Genomic DNA, 18,014 nt, shown 5'->3' with positions numbered 1-18,014 from the left:
CCGGAGGGGTTGGCCGGTCCTGGCGTCCATCCGGGCCTCAGCTCAGCTCGATGACGGGCCGGGTCAGGATCTCGTCGGCGTACCCGTCGTCGGAGGCGGCCCACCGGCCGAAATCCTCGTCGCGGTACGCGGTCGCGAGGGTGAGCCAGCCCAGGAAGAAGCCGCTGCCGCCGCAGGTGGCACCACCGCCGTCGCCACCGCACACGACGGTGCGCTCGGTGGTCGCCTCGTGCCGGTAGGGGTCCTGCCCGATAGCCAGACCCCAGAGGTTGTCCTGCCGGTGCGGGCCGGTCCTGTGGTCGTACGGGTAGCCGTCGCCGGGGCAGTCGTCGCCCCAGCGGAACAGCGTCGCAGCGCCGGCGCCGCACGCCCACTCCCACTCGTCCGGAGTGGTCGTCCGCAGGCCGAGGTCGGCCAGCCCGGCCATCGCGTCGTCGTACGACACCTCGCGGATCGCCCGGGCGCGCACCACCTGCCCGGTCGTCCGGTCGAACTCCACGGTCAGCCCGTCACCCGACCGGAAGGTGCGCACCCCGCCGAACCGGCCCCCGGCCGACGCGACCAGTTCCCGCACGCGAGGGTCGTCCGGCGCCAGCGGAACCTCGCACGGGTCGAAGGCGTCCACCGCGACCAGCATCGCCGGCATGTCGACGTGGCGGACGGGCGACGTCATCGCGTCGACGTACTCGGTCAGCGACGGGAGGCCGAACTCGGCGGCGCTGTCGGCGTAGTCCGCGGCCTGGTGCGCGGCGGGCCGGAACCGGGCCGCGTCGTAGCCGAGCGCCGGGCGGCCGCCGGGGACGAGCGCGAACCGCATGCCGCCGCGGTCGAACAGCGCCGTGCGGTGCGACCGGCCCGCGTACGCCCTGTCCTCCACACCGGCCACTGTCAGCTCGTGCCGGCCGGCGATGTCCCGGGCCAGGCGGCCGGCGGCGCTGTCGGAGAGGTCGTTCCACTGCGCGGACGTGAGATCGGCGTACGACACCGCGAAAGGATAGCCACGGGCTCTGACAACACCGGGTCGACGCCGAGCTGTCCGGCTGCGCGGGCAGCCGCGACCGGTCGGCGAAGCGGTCAGGCGTCGTCGACGTCAGTGGTGAGCGCGAGTTCGCGGCCGGCCTCGATGTCGGCGAGCAACGTCGCCACGCGGGCCTTGGTTAGGTCGTAGGAGTCGGAGCCGAGCACCTGGTGCAGCGGGACCGTGCCGCCCACTGCCACCTCGATGACGGCGGTCGCGGCCTTGACCGGGTCGCCGAGCTGGGTGCCGGGCATGGCCAGGTGCGCCTCGGTCATCTCCGGCCGCGCGTCGATCTCAGGCCGGCGCGGCGTCCGCGGTCCGCGGGATTCCGGCCGGCCGGTCGCGGCAGAAGTCCCGGAACGTCCGGGGCGGCCGGCCGGTCACGTCCGCGACGGTCGTCGTGACCCGGTCCTCCGAGCCCGCGGCGACGGCCGTGTCCAGGGCCGCGAGGAAGCGGGCGTAGTCGGGCGCGAGGCCGTGAGCCTCGTGGTACGCGGTGAGCGCGTCCTCGTCGACCGCGCGGTGCCGGACCGGGTGGCCGAGGAGGTCGGTGAGCGTGGCGGCGACGTCGGCGTAGCACAGCCGCTCGGGGCCGGTGATGACGTGCTCGGTGTCGTGGGGCGCCGGGTCGGTGAGGGCACGCACCGCCACCTCGGCGATGTCGGCCGGATCGACGAAGCCCACGCGGGCGTCGCCGGTGGCGCTGACGATCTCGCCACGGTCCCGGGCGCTCGCGGCGTGCGGATGGTCGCCGACGAAGTTCTCCATGAACCAGGACGGTCGCAGCACCGCCCACTCGGGGATCATCTCGCCGAGCTGGGCCTGCACCTCGCCCAGTCCCGGGGTGCCGGCCTCGATCGCCGACGAGCTGAGCAGGACGGCCCGCCGTACCCGGGCGCGCCGGGCCCGGTCCAGGAACGGCAGCATGGTCGGCGCCGGGTCGGCGTCGCCGAGGGGCGCGATCAGGTAGAGCCCTGTCACACCGTCCAGCGCCGTGTCGTGCGTGCTGCGGTCGTACCAATCGAAGCGAACGCCCTCGGCGGACGCCCGGCGGCTGGCGACGCGGGCCCGGCGGCCGGCGGCGGCGAGTCTCGCGGCGACGAGCCGGCCCGTCGTTCCCGTGCCTCCGACGACGAGGATCATGCCCGCACCCCCTCGCCGAACAGTTCCCGCACGGCCAGCGGGTTCCAGTAGTCGCGGTAGCGCACGATGCGCCCGGCCCTGATGGTGAGGACGGCGATGTAGGTCAGGCGGTACGGCTCGCCGGTGGCGACGACGACGCCGGTGGCGGTGAACTCGGCGACGATCACCTCCGGGTCGGCGGTCTGGTGCACGGTGACGTCGGCGATCTCGCGGATGTCCAGGGTCCGCGGGTAGTCGATGAGGTAGTCGTGCAGCTCGGCGCGGCCGGCCACCCGGCTGAGCCGCCCGGCCGGCGCGAAGGGGAACTCCATGACGGCGTCGTCGGCGAACAGGGCGATGAAGCCCGGCATGTCCTTGGCGAGCAGACGGTCCAGGGCGTGGTGGAACACATCGGTGGCGGTACTCGGCACTGCTGTTCCTTCCTGTCGGCGGGCCGCCCGCGGTGATCTACGATAAGCGGACGGCCGGTCCGCTTCACCATAGCGGACTAGCGGTCCGTTTGCGAGAGGGGGCAGGAGTGCGGGCTGACGCGGCGCGGAATCGGGAGGCGGTGCTCGCCGCGGCCGATCGGCTGTTCGAGGCGGCGACCGACCCCGACCGGATCTCCATGGACGACGTCGCCGCTGCCGCCGGCGTGGGCAAGGGCACGCTGTTCCGCCACTTCGGCGACCGGCTGGGCCTCGTCCGCGCCCTCTACGGCGCACGCGGCGAACAGCTTCAGGCGTCACTCACGGCGAGGCTGCCCGGCGACTCGCCGGCGGACCGCGCCCTGCACCTGCTGCGGGAGCTGGTCCGGTTCAAGCGGGCCAACCGGGTCCTCACGCTGGCCCTGGAGAACGCGGGCAGCGGAAGCCCCTATCGCAACGAGTCGTACGAGGAGTGGCACGCGACGCTGACCGCCATCGTGTCCGAGGCCCGGGGCCCCGAGTCGGCGGGGTTCCTCGCCCACGCCCTGCTGGCTGCGGTGCGCAGCGATCTCGTCGAGCATCTCCGCGACTGGCCCGACGAGCGCTGGGATGCCGGGCTCACCGCGCTGACCCGTTCGGTGCTGGCCTCCGGGCGGTAGTCCTTCCCGGGGTGGCGGGGGCGTGAGCGGTGCCGCGCTCACGCCCCCGCCGTCACCTGGTCCGCTCGATCACGGCGGTGAGGCGGAGCCCGGCTGTCGACACCGGCGGCGAACACGCCACCGTCGGGAGTTCGCGAGACCGCCCGCAGGACACCGTTGAGTCCCGCCGCCCCGGCCGCCGTCGTGGCCGACGAACACGGCCCGCCCGCCGCGTTCCGCGACGCTGGACGTGCGCCCGAGCGCGATCCCGTAAGAGAGCGGTAAGGACGGCTCCTCCGAGGGGAATCGACTGTGGCCACGACGGCCTCGCCCGTGGTCAGGCGGCGCGGCGGGCGCGGCGACGGGCTCGGAGGAAGACGGCGTCGTGCCGCTCGTCGCCCCACCAGGCCCACGGAACGCCTGTCACGTACCGGCCGATCGACGCGAACACCGGCGCGGCCTCCGCGTCGCGGCCGGTGCGCACCAGCCCGTACGCCAGGAAGTTCGCGTCGTCGAGCCAGGCGGCGTGCCGGGTCGCCGGCTGGTGGAACCACCGGGACAGGGCGTTGTCGAGATCCGCCTGCATGACCGGATCCTGTCGCCACCGCTCGCCGATCTCGTCGGCGGTACCGCCGTGGGGTTCGCGATCCTGCTCCCACAGCGCCCACTCCGCCGCGGCCCGGACCGGCAGCACGAGCAGTGGTGAGCCGGTAGGCGCCGTGGCGGCGACCGAGCGGGCGAAGCCGAACATCGCCTCGTGCGAGCCGCTCCACTTCCGGCAGTGGTAGGTCAGCCGGAGCACGTGGCCCAGATGGTGCAAGGGATCCCGCTTGGTCAGCTCACGCCACGTCTCCTCGACGTCCTCCAGCGGCGCACTCGTGTCGATCATGAGGTCCAGGCGGTGCGCCCACGGCGTCGGGTCGTCCGGTGCGAGCCGCATCGCGAGATCGTTCACCTGCCGGGCCAGGTCCAGCAGACGGCTGAACTCGACCCACTGCTCCCGGCGTACCTTGGAGGCCCAGTCGCCGCCGCGTACCTCCCACGCCCGCGCCATCAGGGAACGGGCACGGACGAGCTGGGCGTCCGGATCGGCGGGCGCGCGCGACGCCCAGCGATCGGTCCAGGCGTCCGTGGTGTCGACCCGGCCGGTCGTACGGTCGATCCGCGATCCCAGCCCACGAGCTGTCGATTCGGCGAGCACACGGACGTACCGGGCCCGGCGGTCGTAGTCGTTCCGGGTGGCGATCAGCGCCTTCCGGGCCGGTCCGATGTCGGAGCCGTACCGCGCCTGCGTGCACGCCTCGCGCAGCACGGCGTCGTCCTGCGCCGGGTTGGGGTCGATCTGGCGGGTGAGTATCCGCCACACGGTCGAGATCATGATCAGGGATGGTAGATGTCGGCGAACCGGGGTGGGGGGGCCGCAGCGCTGCCGTTCTGCCGCGAGCTAACCCGCTTGTCGCGGTGCGGGGCGCCGGAGAGGATCGGTGGATGGATCTCCGTGCTGCGGAACGGCGGCTCCAAGCCGCTCAGCGGGCCGCCGATGTCGAGTCCCTCGACGCGCTTCTGCACCCCCGGGTCGTGGGTGCCGGACCGGACGGCATGGTCTTCACCAAGGAGGACGATCTGGAGAGCTACCGCTCGGGGGCCCTGCGGATCACCGGTCTGGTGGAGGAGTCGCTCGACGTCCAGGACGACGGTGAGACCGGGGTGACCCGCACGGTCGCTGCGGTGGATGCGGTTCAGGGCGGGGCCGTCGTGTCCGCACGGTTGCGTTACACCAGGCTGTGGGTGCGTGAGGACGGCGACTGGCGGGTGCTGGCCGCCACCTTCGTCCCGGTCCAGTGAGGGCTCGGACCCACTCAGGCTCCGGCGTGCACCAGTGCGGTCGCCGCTCCGATCAGGAGGGTCACGCCGGTGCCGGCACCGACGACGGCGCTGGGGGTGAGGTCGTACCGTCGGGCGACGGCAACGCCGACGACCGCGACCAGGGTGACGAGCGCGGCCCAGATCGCGAGGGCCGGATACCCCAGCAGTGGTGCCAGAGGGAAGAAGTGCAGGCCGACGATCAGGGCGATCCAGGCCGGAACCAGGGACGCGCGGCCGGTCCGCCGGAGCCAGATCGCACCGGCGGCGCAGAGGACCACCTCGATCAGGACGATCACCCCGAAGACCGGCCCCGTCCTGTCGTCCACGGAGCTGCCCTCGTCCCAGGTGCGTACCGTGACGACGCCGCCGGCGATCGCTGCGGCCAGGGACAACACCGAGCCGACGCCGAGCCACGGACGCCACGCCGTGGGCGGCGCCTCCTGCGCCCAGCCGAACCAGGCCATCCCGAAGACTCCGAAGATCGCGGCGGTGGCCGCGGCGTTGGCCGCGAATTCAGCATCCATCGGCGCAGTCTAGGGGCGGACGACAGTCGCTCCGGACGGTGCCCGCGCGGGCGTCACGACGCCGGTTCCGGGACGCCGGCCCGGGTCCGGGCGCTGCGCTGGGCGCATCCGGTGAGGCCGTCAGCCGGCCGCCGTCCCGGCGGGACGGAGCACCGTGTCGAGCCAGCGCAGCTGCCGCCGGACGTGGACGGCCTCGCCGCCCTCGTGGCCGTTGAACGGGTACGTGTGCATCTCCCGTAGCGGCGCGGTCGACCCGGCTGCGGCGTACTGGTTGTAGGCGGCGAAGCCGGTGCTCGGCGGGCAGACCTCGTCCCGCAGGCCGATCCCGAAGTGCGCCGGGGCGGTGGCCCGCCGGGCGAAGGTGACGCCGTCGACGTACGACAGCGTGTGCCGGACCGGCTCCTCGGCCTCGCGGTGCACCGCCAGGTAGCTGGCGATCTCCCCGTACGGGGACGCCTCGGTCAGTTCGATGGCGCGCTGGATGTCGCACAGGAACGGGGCGGTGACCAGGAGCGCGGCGAGGCCGTCGACGAGGCCGGCCGCCGCGAGCGCGAGTCCACCACCTTGGCTGTTGCCCACCGCGGCGACGCGGGCCGGGTCCACCCCGGGCAGTAGGCGGACGGCGTCGATCGCGCGGACCGCGTCGGTGATGAGGCGGCGGTAGTGGTAGTCGTCCGGGGACAGGATCCCCCGCGTGGCGGGGCCGGGCCCGCCGGGCGCGTCGTGCGGGTCCGGGGTGTCGCCGCGGCTGTACAGGCCGGCCTGTCCCCGGTTGTCCACCAGCAGGTGGGCGTAACCGGCCACCGGCCAGGTGAGCCGCTCGCCCGGCAGGCCCCGGCCGCGTCCGTAGCCGGGGTACTCCACCACTGCCGGCAGCGGCGCCGGTACGCCCGCGGGACGGGTGTACCAGGCCCGGACCGGCTCGCCTGCGTACCCGGCGAACGTCACGTCCCACACGTCGACCAGCCGCAGGTCGGTGGGTTCGGGACGGACGTCGACGAGCACCGGGGTGGCCGCGGCGGCGTTGAGGGTGGCCCGCCAGAACCGGTCGAAGTCGGCGGGCTCGGCAACGGCCGGTGCGTAGCGGCGGAGCTGCTCGAGGGAGATATCAATCGACGCTCTTGACACGCCGATAACGATACCCATAAATTTCCGAAAGGCTTACGACGTATTACCGGAAAGTTCCAGCCGACGGTCAGGCGGGAGGACGAGTTTGGCAGCCCCGATCCCGCGCAGTCGCCGTACGCCGTGGCGGCGGGCCCTGCGCCGGGACTGGCAGCTCTACTCGCTCGCCGTCCTGCCGCTGCTGTTCTTCCTGACGTTCCGCTACCTGCCGATGCTCGGCAACGTGATCGCGTTCCGGCGCTTCCAGCCGGGCGGCAGCATCGTCGGCGAGTACTGGACCGGGCTGCGGTACTTCCGGCTGTTCTTCACCGACCCGACCTTCTGGAGCGTGTTCACCAACACGCTCGTGCTGGGCGCGCTGACCCTGCTGTTCTGCTTCCCGCTGCCGATCGTGCTGGCGCTGCTGCTCAACGAGGTACGCAACCGCGCGCTCAAGCGGTTCGTCCAGTCGGTGTCCTACCTACCGCACTTCCTGTCGATCGTGATCGTGGCCGCCATGGTCCTCCAGTTGCTGTCGGTGGACGGCACGGTGAACCAGATGGTGCGCGCCGTGGGCGGCGAGCCGGTCTCGTTCATGCAGCAGGCCGGATGGTTCCGGACGATCTACGTCTCCTCCGAGGTCTGGCAGACCGTCGGCTGGGGCACCATCCTCTACCTCGCCGCGCTCACCACAGTCGACGGCGACCTGTACGAGGCGGCCCGCATCGACGGCGCCAACCGGTGGCGGCAGACCTGGCACGTCACGCTGCCGGGGATCCGGCCGACGATGGTGACACTGCTGATCCTCAACATCGGCACCTTCATGGCCGTCGGCTTCGAGAAGATCCTGCTGCTGTACAACCCCCTCACCTACCCGACGGCGGACGTGATCTCGACCTACCTGTACCGGGTGGGCATCGTCTCCGGGAACCTCAGCTACGCCGCCGCGATCGGCCTGTTCGAGTCCGTGATCGGGCTGACGCTGGTGCTGTCGGCGAACGCGATCTCCCGGCGCACGGTGGGGACGAGCCTGTGGTGAGCACGCGCGCCCGCACCCGGGCGCCGGCGGTCCGCCCGCGTGGCCCCCGGCCGACAGCGGGCTACCGGGTCTTCCAGGTGGTCAACGCCGTCGTGCTGACCGGCGTCGTGGTGGTGACCCTGTATCCGTTCCTCACCATCGTGGCCCGCTCGCTCAGCGACAACGCGTACATCGTCGCGGGTGAGGTGAACCTGGTGCCGCGCGGGTTCAACCTCACCGCGTACCGCGTGGTGACGTCGGACCCGACGTTCTGGATCAGCTACCGCAACACCGTCTTCTACACGGTGGTCGCCACGCTCATCTCCGTCGTGCTGACCACCTGCTACGCGTACGTGCTGTCGAAGAAGCACCTGCGGGGCCGGACCGCGCTGGTCGGGATCGCCGTGTTCACCATGTTCTTCACCGGCGGCCTGATCCCCAACTACGTCCTGGTCACCAGCCTCGGCTTGAAGAACACCGTGTGGGCGATCGCCCTGCCCAACGCCATAAACGTGTTCAACCTGCTGGTGATGAAGGCGTTCTTCGAGAGCCTGCCGGTCGAACTGGAGGAGGCCGCCGCCGTCGACGGGCTGAACACGTACGGCACGCTGCTGCGGATCGTCCTGCCGCTGTCGAAGGCGATGGTCGCCACGATGGTGCTGTTCTACGCCGTCTCGTTCTGGAACTCCTGGTTCGCCGCGTTCCTCTACATGGACCGCCAGGACCTGCTCCCGGTGACCGTCTACCTGCGCAACCTCATCGCGGGCGCGACGGACGCCACGCAGACCGGCGGCGGCCTCGGCAGCGCCGGCGACGTCGTCCAGTCCGCCGCCACCATCCAGTCCGTGACCATCGTGCTGACGATCCTGCCGATCCTCGCCGTCTATCCCTTCATCCAGCGCTACTTCGTCTCCGGGATCATGCTCGGCGCCGTGAAGGGATAGCCGCACCCGCACCGTCCCCCACCACCGGAAGGAAGAATCCATGGCCCAGCTGTCCCGGCGCCAGGTACTGCTCGCCAGCGGCGCGGCCGCCGTCGTCGCCCTGGCGGGTTGCGGCGACGACACCCCGGACAAGAAGGACCTCGACCGCAACCGTACGGGCGCGATGGAGAAGTACGGCATCGGTGACCAGTTCAAGGCCACCGAGCCGGTCACGTTCTCGATCCTCTACAACAACCACCCGAACTACCCGCTCAAGCCCGAGTGGCTGTTCTGGACCGAGCTGGCCCGGCGGACGAACGTCAAGCTGGACCCGGTCGCCGTGCCGCTGAGCGACTACGAGCAGAAACGCAGCGTGCTGGTCGGCTCCGGCGACGCCCCGCTGATCATCCCGAAGACCTACCACCCGCAGGAGAACTCGTACGTCTCCTCCGGCGCCATCCTGCCGGTCAGCGACTACCTCGACCTGATGCCGCACTTCAAGGACAAGATCGAGAAGTGGGGACTCCAGCCGGAGATGGACACGCTCCGGCAGGAGGACGGCAAGTTCTACCTGCTGCCCGGCCTGCACGAGAAGCCCTGGCAGGACTACACCCTCGCCGTGCGCACCGACGTGCTGGAGCAGTTGAAGATCCCGTCCCCGACCACCTGGGACGAGGTGTACGCCATGCTCAAGGCGATGAAGGCGGCCCACCCGGACGTCATCCCCTTCTCCGACCGGTTCGGCAAGCCCAACCCGGCCGGCAACCTGCTGAACATGCTCGCGCTCGCGCACGGGCTGCCCGGCGCCGGCTGGAACTACCAGCCGACGAGCTGGGACGCCGGGGCCGGGAAGTACGTCTTCACCGGCGCCTCGGACGGCTACCGGCAGGTGGTGGAGTACCTCCACAAGCTGGTCGCCGAGGGGCTGCTCGACCCGGAGACGTTCACCCAGACCGACGACCAGGCCCGGCAGAAGCTCGCCAGCGGCAAGTCCTTCGTGATCAGCACGAACGCGCAGACCCTGGTGAACGACTACCGCCCGGACATCGCGAAGATCAACCCGAACGCCCGGCTCGGCAAGATCCTCTTCCCGATCGGACCGGCCGGCCCGGTCAACCCGGCGAGCCGGCTGGAGAACGGCGTGATGATCTCCAGCAAGGCCCGCGACGGCAAGAACTTCGTGGCCATGATGCAGTTCGTCGACTGGCTCTGGTACTCCGACGCCGGCCAGGAGTTCGCCAAGTGGGGCGTCGAGGGAACCACGTACACCACTGACGCCTCGGGCAAGCGCAGCCTCGCCCCGGACGTCAACGTCATCGGGCTCAACCCCAAGGGCAGCAAGCACCTGCAGAAGGACTTCGGCTTCTACAACGGCGTCTTCGCCTACGGCGGCAAGCTCGACCTGGTGCAGTCGTTCTTCTCGCCCGAGGAACTGGAGTTCCAGAAGGAGATGAACGCCCGCAAGGCCGCGCCCTGGGTGACTCCGCCACCCGCGCCGCTCAGTGATGAGGAGCGCGAGCAGACGACGCTGTGGGCGACCGCGCTGAAGGACCACGTCACCCAGAACACGCTGAAGTTCGCCCTCGGCCAGCGGCCGCTGAGCGAGTGGGACGCCTACGTCTCGGAGCTGAGGGGCAAGAACGCGCAGGCCTACACCGACCTGGTGAACAAGGCGTACGACCGGTACCGCAAGAACCACGGATGACGCGGCTCCTCGTCCCCGACCGGCCGGCCGGCCGGCTGACCGACGCCTGGCGCACCTGCGTGGGCACCGGCCGGTTCGACCTGGCCCTGCGACGCGACTATCAGGACTCGCTGGCGCTGGTGCAGCGGGACATCGGTTTCCGGCACATCCGCGGGCACGGGCTGCTCAGCGACGGCGCCGGCGTGCACCGCCCCTACGACTACCAGGGCGAGCGCCGGGTGCGGCACGTCTTCACCTACGTCGACCAGGTCGTCGACGCCTACCTCGCGATGGGCATCCGGCCCTTCGTGGAGCTGGGGTTCATGCCCGCGGCGCTCGCCTCCGGCGACCAGACCGTGTTCTGGTGGCGGGGCAACGTGACGCCTCCCCGGTCGTACACCGAATGGGGTGACCTGGTCCGCGCCACGGTGGCCCACCTGGTCGACAGGTACGGCCTCGACGAGGTGCGCGGCTGGCCGATCGAGGTCTGGAACGAGCCCAACCTGACGGCGTTCTGGGCGCGCGCCGACCAGGACGCCTACCACCGCCTGTACGAGGTGTCGGCGCACGCCGTCAAGGACGTCGACGCGGCGCTCCAGGTCGGCGGCCCGGCGCTGTCCCCCGGCGCCGACGAGTGGCTGAAGCCGTTCGCCGAGTTCGTCACCGACCGCGACGTGCCTGTCGACTTCGTCAGCCGGCACGCCTACACCTCCGGACCGGCCCGGCACCTGCCGTTCGGCACCCGGCAGACCCTCGCACCGGCCGCGGAGCTGCTGGAGCAGTTCGCCGCGCCCCGCCGGCACCTGGCCGGCACCGCGCTGGCCGACCTCCCGGTGCACATCACCGAGTTCAACTCCTCCTACCGGCCGGACAACCCGATCCACGACACGGCCTTCCACGCCGCCTACCTCGCCCCGGTGCTGGCCGGCGGCGGGGATCTGGTCGACTCCTTCTCCTACTGGACCTTCAGCGACGTGTTCGAGGAGGAGGGGGTGCCGACCGCGCCGCTGCACGGCGGCTTCGGCCTGCTCACCCACCGGCAGGTCAAGAAACCCACCTACCACCTGTACGCGTTCATGGCCCGGCTCGGCGACGAGGTGCTCGCGCGCGGACCGGACCACCTCGTCACCCGGCACCCCGACGGCCGGGTCGCGGTGCTGGCCTGGGCCCCCGTCGACGTCACCGGCCGGGAGCCGGCACCCGAGCGGCACACCCTGTCGCTGTCGGTGCCGATCGGCCCGCCGGGCACCGGGTCGGCGTTCCTGTTCCGCTCGTCGGTGAGCGAGGACGCCGGCAACGCCTTCGCGGCCTGGCGGGAGATGGGCAGCCCGCACTCGCCACGGCCCCGGCAACTCGACGCGTTGCGGGAGGCCGCCGAGCCGGCCCGTACCCATCGCGCAGTGCCGGTCGCGGCCGGGCGGGCCGACCTCGACCTCGTCCTCGCCCGGCACGAGGTGACGCTCGCCGAGTTGACTCCGGTGGTGGACGAGACCCCGCCGTGGTGGGACGACAGGTTACTCGACCCACCCGGGGACCGGCGGTGACCGGCGCGGCCGGCGGGCTGCGGGAGTTCGGCGACGGTCCGTTGTCGCGGGCCGCCGCAAGGGTCCACACCCTGCTCGTGGTCGAACTGCTGCTCCTGGTGAGCGTGCTGCCCGGCCTGGCCGTGCTCGTGCTGCTCGACCGCGACAGCAGCAACCTCCCGCTGGTCGCCGCCGCCGCGCTGCCACTCGGTCCGGCCGTCTCGGCCGCGCTGTACACGCTGCGGCACCAACGCCCCGACCTGACCGATCTCCGTCCCGCCGCCACGTTCGGCCGGGCGTACCGGGCCAACCTGCCGGGCGTGCTGCGCGTCTGGGCGCCGACGCTGCTGTGGCTGGCCGTCATCGCTGTCAACCTGGCGAACCTGCCCGCCGCCGCCGTCCCCGGCTGGTGGGCAGTGCCGCTCGTCGTGGTCGGGGCGGGGGTGGTCCTGGTCGGGGTCAACGCGCTGGTGATCGTCTCCCTGTTCACCTTCCGCACCCGCGACGTGCTCCGGCTCGCCGTCTACTACGTGGCGCGCAAGCCGGGCGTCACGGCCGGCAACGTCCTGCTGCTGGCCGCCGCCGCCGGCGTCACCGCGGTGTTCTCCGAGGCGGTACTCGCCCTGCTCGCCGCACTCCTGGTGCTGGCGCTGCTGCGGATCGGCGACCCCATGATCGACGAGATCCGGGCGGAGTTCACCGCATGAGCGTTCCGGTCACCGGCCGGGCGTCCGCCGACGCCGGCGAGTCGGCCTGGCACGCCGCCTGGCTCCCACCAGCGGCGTTCCGCGAACTCGGCTCGCGCGGGGTGCTGGTGCACGGCGACGGCCTGCTGGTCGACACCGTCCTCGACGAGGTGAGCCGGGCCTGCACCCGGTACGGCGGACGGCTCTGGCACGGTCCACCGTGGCCCGTCGACGCCGACCTGGTGCTGGCCCTGCGCGGGGCCGGTCCGGTGCCGAACGCGGCAGCCGAGACGGCCCGGCTCGGCGCGACACCGGCGGTGAACGGCACCGGGGACGGCTCCCTCGGCGACGAGGGGTACCTGCTGACGCGGGTGGACGGCGTGACAGTGGTCCTGGCCGACGCGCCGGCCGGCCTGCTGTACGGGATGTTCCACGCGGTCCGGCTCGGCGCGGCGGCCTTCGACGACGATCTGCCGGCGCGGCGGCACCGACCGGCACTGGACCGGCGGATGCTCGACCACTGGGACAACGTGGCCGTACACCCGGTGTCGGGCCAGGTCGAGCGGGGCTACGCCGGCGGCTCCCTGTTCTGGTGCGACGGCGCCGCCCGGCGCGAGCCCGCCCGGCTCCGCGACTACGCCCGCCTGCTCGCCGCCTGCGGCGTCAACGCGATCTGCGTGAACAACGTCAACGTGCACGACACCGAAGCGCGGCTGCTGACCGACCGGCTCGGCGACGTCGCGGAGATCGCCGAGGTGCTCCGCCCGTACGGCATCCGGGTGCATCTGGCGGTGACCTTCGCCGCCCCGGTGGTCCTCGGCGGCCTGCCCACCGCCGATCCGCTGGACGAACGGGTACGGGCCTGGTGGGCCGCCGCCACCCGCCGGGTCTACCGGCGGATCCCCGACTTCGGCGGGTACCTGGTGAAGGCCGACTCCGAGGGCCGGCCCGGCCCGTTCGCGTACGGGCGCGACCACGCCGACGGCGCGAACCTGCTCGCCGAGGCGCTCGCCCCGCACGGAGGCGTGGTGCGCTGGCGGGCGTTCGTCTACGACCACCACCAGGACTGGCGGGACCGGTCGACGGACCGGGCGCGGGCCGCCTACGACCACTTCGCGCCGCTGGACGGACGGTTCGCCGACAACGTGATCCTCCAGGTGAAGTTCGGCCCGATCGACTTCCAGCCACGCGAACCGGTGTCCCCGGTGCTCACCGCGATGCCTGCGACCCGGCTGGCGGTGGAGGTGCAGGCGACGCAGGAGTACACCGGCCAGCAGCGGCACGTCTGCTACCTCGCGCCCTGGTGGAGCGAGGTGCTGCGGTTCCGGCCGTGGGGCGAGGCCGGCGGCACGATCGCCGACGTGGCGGCCGGCCGGGCGGGCACCGGCGGCGGCCTGGTCGCCGTGTCCAACGTGGGCGACGACAGGTTCTGGACCGGGCACCCGCTGGCCCAGGCGAACCTGTACGCCTTCGGCCGGCTCGCCTGGGATCCGCTGCTGGATCCCGGCGCGATCCTCGACGAGTGGATCGACCTGACCTGGCTGCCGGTCACCACCGGCGATCCGGAAGCGGTGCGGCGGACGATGCACGCGATCATGGACGATTCCTGGCGCACCTACGAGCGCTACACCGCCCCGCTCGGCGTCGGGTTCATGGTGCGGCCCGGTCACCACTACGGGCCGGACGTGGACGGCTACGAGTACACGCCGTGGGGCACGTACCACTTCGCCGACCGTGACGGCGTCGGGGTGGACCGGACCCGGGCGACCGGGACCGGCTTCACCGGCCAGTACCCGCCGCCGTGGGCAGAAGTGTACGAGTCACGCGAGCGCTGCCCGGACGAACTGCTGTTGTTCTTCCACCACGTCCCGTACCGGCACGTGCTGCACAGCGGCCGTACCGTGATCCAGCACATCTACGACACGCACTTCGCCGGGGTCGAGGAGGTGGCGGCGATGCGGGAACGGTGGCGGCTCGTCGCCGGGGCGGTCGACCCGGCCGTCCACGACCGGGTGGCCGAGCGCCTCGACGAACAGCTCCGCAGCGCGGTGGAGTGGCGGGACCAGATCAACACCTACTTCTTCCGCAAGTCCGGGGTGCCGGACGCGCACGGTCGCCGCATCCACTAGACCGGCGCGGTCACCAGGGGTGCACGGTGCCGTCCGTCAGCCGGTTCACCGGCAGGTAGGCCGGCGCGTACGGGTAGCGGGCCGCGGCCTGCTCGTCGATGTCCACACCGAGCCCCGGAGTCTCGGCCGGATGCAGGTAGCCGCCGTCGTAGTGGTAGCCGTGCGGGAACACCTCGTCCGTCTGCTCGGTGTGCCGCATGTACTCCTGCAGACCGAAGTTGGGGATGGCGAGGTCCAGGTGCAGCGCGGCGGCCATGCAGACCGGGGACAGGTCGGTGGCTCCGTGCGAGCCGCTGCGGACGTGGTGCAGCGCGGCGAGGTCGAAGATGCGTCGCAGGTGGGTGATCCCGCCGGCGTGGACCACAGTGGTGCGCACGTAGTCGATGAGCTGTTCCCGGATGAGCTGGGCGGCGTCCCAGATGCTGCTGAAGACCTCGCCGACGGCGATCGGCGTGGTGGTGTGCGAGCGGATGAGCCGGAAGCCCTCCTGCAGGTCCGCCGGGACGGGATCCTCCATCCAGGTCAGCGCGTACGGCTCCAGGCTCCTACCGAGCCGCGCCGCCTCGATCGGGGTGAGCCGGTGGTGCACGTCGTGCAGCAGCCGGAGGGTGGGCCCGAACTCCTCGCGGACCCGGGCGAACACGCCCGGCACGTGGGCCAGGTAGGCCTCGGTGGACCAGGTCGTCTCGCTCGGCAGCGCGGCGTCGGCGGGCTCGTAGAACATCTTGTCGGCGCTGACGCCGTACGTCCGGGGCAGGCCGGGCACGCCGCACTGCACCCGCACCGCGCGGTAGCCGAGGTCGACGAAGCGGGCGACCTCGGTCAGCACCTCGTCGACGGTCTCGCCGTTCGCGTGCCCGTAAACGGTCACGCCCTCACGGGACCGGCCGCCGAGCAACTGGTAGACCGGCAGCCCGGCGACCTTGCCCTTGATGTCCCACAGCGCGGTGTCCACGGCGGCGACGGCGCTCATCGTGACCGGTCCGCGCCGCCAGTACGACCCCTGGTAGAGGTACTGCCAGGTGTCCTCGATCCGGGCCGGGTCGCGCCCGATCAGCAGCGGCACGACGTGGTCGCGCAGGTAGGACGCGACTGCGAGTTCCCGGCCGTTGAGGGTGGCGTCGCCGACGCCGGTGACGCCGGCGTCGGTGACGACCTTCAGGGTCACGAAGTTGCGGCCGGGGCAGGTCACGATCACCCGGGCGTCGACGATCCTCATCCGGTCTCCCCTGCGGTCGGCGCGCCGGTCACCACAGGATTATCCATCATCGTCGATCAGTTGGGTGCCCCGGCGCCGGCCGGTCAGGCCGGTTCGGGTACGCCCCCGGGCTCCCCGTCGTCGGGCATCGGCTCGACCGGCGCCTCGGGCAGCTCGCCCGGCGTGTCCGGGAGGAGTTCGCCGGGGTCGTCCGGCACGTCCTCGCGGGGGTCGATCGGCGGGTACACCTCGGGATCGAGGTCGGGGTTGGTCATCGGCTCAGTATCCGACGCCTGAGCCGGGACCGCCCGCCGAGCACGCCGGCCCCTTTGCCGCCCCCTGTCACGAACCCTCACCGTCGCCGGTCGACGGCGCGGACGGCCGGTCCGCCGGCTTGCGCCACCACAGCCACACCCCTGCCAGCAGGCACGCCGCGCCCCCGATCGCGACCGCCGACTCGGCCGGTTCGGAGAGTTCGTCGAGGAACAGAAAGGTGTAAGAAGCCCGATCAGCAGCAGGAGGCCGGCGGCGATCCGCTGGAGAACCATGCGCGTCAATGGATCACGACGTCGACCCGAGCCCGCAGGCGCATGACGCCGACATCGCTGAGCTCCGGCGCGACCGAGAGGCCCGCAAACGGTTTCAGACAGGCGGCCGAGGCAACTCCCACACTCGCTCGAACTCCCCAGCCACCTGCGGCCACACCAACGCGAGGCCGTCCGCCACCGAGCGAATCTCCGCGGCCTGCGGCCCGCAGATGACGAACTCGTGCGGAATCAGCCGACCCGACTGGTCCTGACGCCCCAGCGGATCCGCGATGCGCAACGCCACCCTGCCCCCGACGGCGTGGCAGATCTCCGGCGCGTCGCCAGCACCCGCGAAAGCGGCTTCGTACTCCGGAAGAGGGTCCGGGAACCCGCCGGTGAGCAGGAAACGGAAGCCCCACACTCGGCCGCGGGTGGCCCAAATGAGGCTCATCGCACACTCCGGAGCAGGATCTGGTTCTCCTCGCCCTTCTCCAGGTCTATCCGGAAACCGGTCAGTGTGGCCGAGAGGAACTCCTTCTTGGACAGCGCCTCGGCATTGACGGCCCTCAGCTTGTCCCCCGCCAGTTTCGCCGCGTTGCTGACGAGGTCCGGACCGACGATATTCATCAGCAGACCGAGCGGGCCGGGCAGTTTGGTCTTGGCCAGCAACGCGAGTGCCAGATCGTCGGCACGACCGAGAAGGCCCTCGAACAGGCGTGCCGGAAGCTGTGTCAACTCGTGCCACCGGTGATGACGCTCGAACGGCAGGACGGCTGCCAGCGGCAAGATCAGATCTAACCCGACGCGCTCGGCCACCGTGATCCTGCCCGGCTCGAACTTCGCCGACGAGAGCAGCACGAAATCCTCGCCCACCGACAGCGCCTCGCGACCCTCCACCAGCCCGGCGATCGCCTCGCGCAACTGCTCGAGCTCGTCGCATGCCTTGGCCACGAGCAGATCACGGAACCTGTACACGTCCATGTCCGGAAGGAGGTCGGCCTTCGACAGCGCCATCACCCAGATCCGGGGGAACTGGGCAAGCGGCTTGCCGTCCTCGATCAGCTCGTCCCGTAGCGACAGGATGCCATTTCGGAGATTGCTGAACAGAGACTTGAGGTACCGGTCCTCCTCGCCCGCGTTGTCGAGCAGCTTCTGGCCATCCACCAGCAGCAGGGCGACGTCCGAGCTCAGTAGGGACCGGAAGGTGTCGGCGCGGCGCTGAGCCTCCTCCGGACTCTGCACGGACTGCTCGAACCACTCCCCCGGATAGTCGTGCCATACCACCCGCAGCACGTCGAACGGCCGGGACTTCGCCGCCGCGGGATCTGATCCGTCCTTCATCTGCACTTTGAAGGCGTACGACGTGGCGGCGAAGCGTGTGGTGAGCGGCAGCGTTCCCTCGTCCTTCATGCCGAGGTAGTTCTTGTGCAGCCGGTTACCCTGGCCGATGTCTTCCGCCAGGACGTGGAAGAGGCTTCTCTTCAGATATTGCGGCTCCTGCGTGCCACCGTAGAACGACGAGAGCAGGACGGTCTTTCCGCTACCGCTCTCCCCGAACACGGCGATGTGCTGCTCGAACGCCCTCGGTTGCATGTGAGAACCTTACGCGAAACGGCGATCATCGCG

General features: G+C 71.4%; 19 protein-coding genes. 8 read left to right on the top strand and 11 right to left on the bottom strand.

Translation table 11 applies throughout. The features are described from left to right. Positions 1-37: 37 nt before the first annotated feature. From ACPCK6_RS11070 to ACPCK6_RS11055, 4 genes are all read right to left on the bottom strand, one after another. Positions 38-985: a hypothetical protein gene (locus ACPCK6_RS11070; protein ID WP_396883523.1), complete on the bottom strand. Its 948-nt coding sequence runs from the start codon at positions 983-985 to the stop codon at positions 38-40. 89 nt (positions 986-1,074) lie between these two features. Beyond that, entirely contained in the window at positions 1,075-1,293 is a 219-nt protein-coding gene (locus ACPCK6_RS11065) for a Rossmann-fold NAD(P)-binding domain-containing protein (protein WP_423481036.1), read from the bottom strand. A 19-nt stretch (positions 1,294-1,312) separates the two neighbouring features. Beyond that, entirely contained in the window at positions 1,313-2,161 is an 849-nt protein-coding gene (locus tag ACPCK6_RS11060) for a Rossmann-fold NAD(P)-binding domain-containing protein (protein WP_423481035.1), read from the bottom strand. Then, entirely contained in the window at positions 2,158-2,571 is a 414-nt protein-coding gene (locus ACPCK6_RS11055; RefSeq protein ID WP_423481034.1) for a nuclear transport factor 2 family protein, read from the bottom strand. Before ACPCK6_RS11055 ends, ACPCK6_RS11060 begins: the two co-directional genes overlap by 4 nt. 107 nt (positions 2,572-2,678) lie before the next feature. Here ACPCK6_RS11055 and ACPCK6_RS11050 point away from each other — a divergent pair, with 107 nt between their 5' ends. After that, entirely contained in the window at positions 2,679-3,227 is a 549-nt protein-coding gene (locus ACPCK6_RS11050) for a TetR/AcrR family transcriptional regulator (protein ID WP_423481033.1), read from the top strand. A gap of 316 nt (positions 3,228-3,543) precedes the next feature. On the opposite strand, the gene ACPCK6_RS11045 is transcribed toward ACPCK6_RS11050, so the two are convergent. Next, positions 3,544-4,584: a DUF4034 domain-containing protein gene (locus ACPCK6_RS11045; RefSeq protein WP_396883529.1), complete on the bottom strand. Its 1,041-nt coding sequence runs from the start codon at positions 4,582-4,584 to the stop codon at positions 3,544-3,546. A gap of 110 nt (positions 4,585-4,694) precedes the next feature. Here ACPCK6_RS11045 and ACPCK6_RS11040 point away from each other — a divergent pair, with 110 nt between their 5' ends. Then, entirely contained in the window at positions 4,695-5,051 is a 357-nt protein-coding gene (locus tag ACPCK6_RS11040; protein ID WP_396883530.1) for a nuclear transport factor 2 family protein, read from the top strand. Positions 5,052-5,065: 14 nt separating this feature from the next. Here the strand turns inward: ACPCK6_RS11040 and ACPCK6_RS11035 are convergent, their stop codons facing one another. Both ACPCK6_RS11035 and ACPCK6_RS11030 read right to left on the bottom strand, forming a co-directional pair. Further along, a complete protein-coding gene (locus ACPCK6_RS11035) occupies positions 5,066-5,596 on the bottom strand; it encodes a hypothetical protein (RefSeq protein WP_396883531.1) in 531 nt (176 codons plus the stop codon). A gap of 120 nt (positions 5,597-5,716) precedes the next feature. Then, positions 5,717-6,742, bottom strand: coding sequence for an acetylxylan esterase (locus tag ACPCK6_RS11030; RefSeq protein ID WP_396883532.1), 1,026 nt, complete (start codon positions 6,740-6,742; stop codon positions 5,717-5,719). 67 nt (positions 6,743-6,809) lie between these two features. Here ACPCK6_RS11030 and ACPCK6_RS11025 point away from each other — a divergent pair, with 67 nt between their 5' ends. From ACPCK6_RS11025 to ACPCK6_RS11000, 6 genes are read left to right on the top strand one after another with little or no spacing between them, the layout of a single operon-like run. Beyond that, on the top strand, positions 6,810-7,739 hold the full coding sequence (locus ACPCK6_RS11025) for an ABC transporter permease (RefSeq protein ID WP_281599583.1): 930 nt from the start codon (positions 6,810-6,812) through the stop codon (positions 7,737-7,739). Then, positions 7,736-8,662 carry a carbohydrate ABC transporter permease gene (locus ACPCK6_RS11020; protein ID WP_281599585.1) on the top strand — a complete coding sequence of 309 codons (927 nt, stop codon included), beginning with the start codon at positions 7,736-7,738 and terminating at the stop codon, positions 8,660-8,662. Before ACPCK6_RS11025 ends, ACPCK6_RS11020 begins: the two co-directional genes overlap by 4 nt. A 40-nt stretch (positions 8,663-8,702) precedes the next feature. Then, complete coding sequence (locus ACPCK6_RS11015) at positions 8,703-10,346, top strand: ABC transporter substrate-binding protein (RefSeq protein ID WP_423481032.1); 1,644 nt, start codon at positions 8,703-8,705, stop codon at positions 10,344-10,346. Further along, a complete protein-coding gene (locus ACPCK6_RS11010; RefSeq protein ID WP_423481031.1) occupies positions 10,343-11,869 on the top strand; it encodes a GH39 family glycosyl hydrolase in 1,527 nt (508 codons plus the stop codon). The genes ACPCK6_RS11015 and ACPCK6_RS11010 overlap by 4 nt, the downstream gene beginning before the upstream one ends. Continuing rightward, on the top strand, positions 11,866-12,555 hold the full coding sequence (locus ACPCK6_RS11005; protein WP_423481030.1) for a hypothetical protein: 690 nt from the start codon (positions 11,866-11,868) through the stop codon (positions 12,553-12,555). The genes ACPCK6_RS11010 and ACPCK6_RS11005 overlap by 4 nt, the downstream gene beginning before the upstream one ends. Beyond that, positions 12,552-14,663 carry an alpha-glucuronidase gene (locus ACPCK6_RS11000; protein WP_423481029.1) on the top strand — a complete coding sequence of 704 codons (2,112 nt, stop codon included), beginning with the start codon at positions 12,552-12,554 and terminating at the stop codon, positions 14,661-14,663. Before ACPCK6_RS11005 ends, ACPCK6_RS11000 begins: the two co-directional genes overlap by 4 nt. Before the next feature lie 10 nt (positions 14,664-14,673). Here ACPCK6_RS11000 and manD read toward each other — a convergent pair whose 3' ends face one another. The 4 genes from manD to ACPCK6_RS10980 form a co-directional block, all read right to left on the bottom strand. Next, positions 14,674-15,882 (bottom strand): D-mannonate dehydratase ManD, encoded by a 1,209-nt coding sequence (gene manD / locus ACPCK6_RS10995; protein ID WP_281599595.1) that lies wholly within the window; start codon positions 15,880-15,882, stop codon positions 14,674-14,676. Between the two features lie 83 nt (positions 15,883-15,965). After that, positions 15,966-16,136 carry a hypothetical protein gene (locus ACPCK6_RS10990; RefSeq protein ID WP_013287071.1) on the bottom strand — a complete coding sequence of 57 codons (171 nt, stop codon included), beginning with the start codon at positions 16,134-16,136 and terminating at the stop codon, positions 15,966-15,968. Between the two features lie 367 nt (positions 16,137-16,503). Next, positions 16,504-16,839, bottom strand: a complete 336-nt coding sequence (locus ACPCK6_RS10985) for a hypothetical protein (RefSeq protein ID WP_396883539.1) — start codon at positions 16,837-16,839, stop codon at positions 16,504-16,506. Next, on the bottom strand, positions 16,836-17,981 hold the full coding sequence (locus ACPCK6_RS10980; RefSeq protein ID WP_423481028.1) for a TRAFAC clade GTPase domain-containing protein: 1,146 nt from the start codon (positions 17,979-17,981) through the stop codon (positions 16,836-16,838). The genes ACPCK6_RS10985 and ACPCK6_RS10980 overlap by 4 nt, the downstream gene beginning before the upstream one ends. Between the last annotated feature and the right edge of the window lie 33 nt (positions 17,982-18,014).

Source organism: Micromonospora sp. AB353, assembly GCF_049538395.1.
Classification (GTDB): Bacteria; Actinomycetota; Actinomycetes; order Mycobacteriales; family Micromonosporaceae; genus Micromonospora; species Micromonospora aurantiaca.
This window is presented reverse-complemented; position numbering and strand designations above follow the sequence as displayed.